The organism is Chryseobacterium sp. HNCC26DJ241 (assembly GCF_057180505.1).
On record NZ_JBXUGL010000071.1, the window covers coordinates 1 to 1,549 of the forward strand.

Annotated in this window: 1 pseudogene; it reads left to right on the top strand. The window is 36.0% G+C overall.

The features are described 5' to 3' along the window. Nucleotides 1-503: 503 nt before the first annotated feature. Nucleotides 504-1,549: pseudogene (locus AC2A1C_RS15745) on the top strand (T9SS type A sorting domain-containing protein); the annotation flags it as partial.

Here is a 1,549-nt window from a genome sequence, read left to right on the forward strand (position 1 = left end):
GGCTAAAAAAGAAAATTATTTAAATGCGTCACGTTTTGTCGCAGTGAGGAAATAGCTTTGTCAACCGCTATAAAAAATAATAGAAAATGAGTGTAGAGTTCAGATTTTTAAAAAAAAATATTGAGGTCATAACTTAACTTCATATTTAAAAATCCATATAAACAGGGAGTTTGTCATTGGCTTCGCCGAATCTTCGGTTTCCGTAGGAATCTAATAATCTTTGTAGAGATGCTTTCAGCATGACAAATTTCGTGCATATTTTTGTAATTTATAGAAAAGCAAAATTGTAAATATATAATAGTATGTAATTAAACTATGACCTCAAAAAAAATTAAAATACAACGCATCAACCTTAAAACCAAAACCTTATATGTGCAAAAAATGCATTAAAAATAAAAACAAGATAAAATTAATATTTGAAAAACAATAATAATTTGATATAAAACGTTAAAACTCTACAAAAAATAAATATTTTTACAATCTTTAAAATAAAAACAAGATAAATGAGAAAAATTTCCATTGGAGTATCCTTTCTTTTAGGTATTCTTACGGTTTCTGCCCAAGACACCAAAACCCTCTGGCAAAAAGACATCCCATCCAATACACAGGATTTTCTTACAACCATGACTTCCACGATTGATAGACAAATTCTTCTTTCGGGGAGCAGCATTCAGAGTCCGAAAGTTGGAAAGTCAGGAGTCGGAAGTCAGGCGACAGAAGGCGACAACCATCAACCATCAACTGACAACCGACAACAAAACAAAGGTTACGATTTTCACATCATAAAACTTTCACAGGACGGAAATAAAGTCTGGGAAAAGTATTTCGGAGGAACAAGACATGATTATCTGATGTCTTCAGTTGCCACTCAGGAAGGTGGTTTTCTTTTGGCAGGAACGTCTTTTTCCAATATTTCGGGGGATAAAAAAGAGAATAATTTAGGTGGAAGCGATGTTTGGCTCATTCGCTTGAACGAAAACGGCGAAGAACTTTGGCAAAAAACATTAGGAACCAAAAGCAATGACGAGGCTTCGGCTGTGGTTCAGTCTACGGATGAAGGATTTTTTGTAGCGGGCAATGTCACTCTGAGCTTGTCGAAGGGCGGTTCTAAAGATGTATTCGTTTCCAAATTGGACAAAACGGGAAAATTGATCAACACGACAATTCTTGGTGGAAATGCTTTGGATGAAGTTCAGGAAATGATCCCGACTCCGGACGGTGGAAGTTTGGTTTTGATGTACTCCACAAGCTCTGCTGTACAAGGTAAAATGTATGATGTAAAAAGTATTCCACAACTTGGAAATCTAGAGGCTACATCCGACATCCGACATTTGACAATTGTACAAAAAGATTCTGAAAATTTCGGAAGTGGCGATTATTGGATTGTAAAATTGGATAAAAACTCCAATGTGGAATGGCAGAAAACCTACGGTGGAAGTGGTGATGATCGTCCTAAAACATTGGCTTTTACGGAAAACGGCTACATCATTGGTGGCGAAAGCAGAAGCAATTCTTCAGGAAACAAAAAAGAGAATTTGAAGGAAGGAAC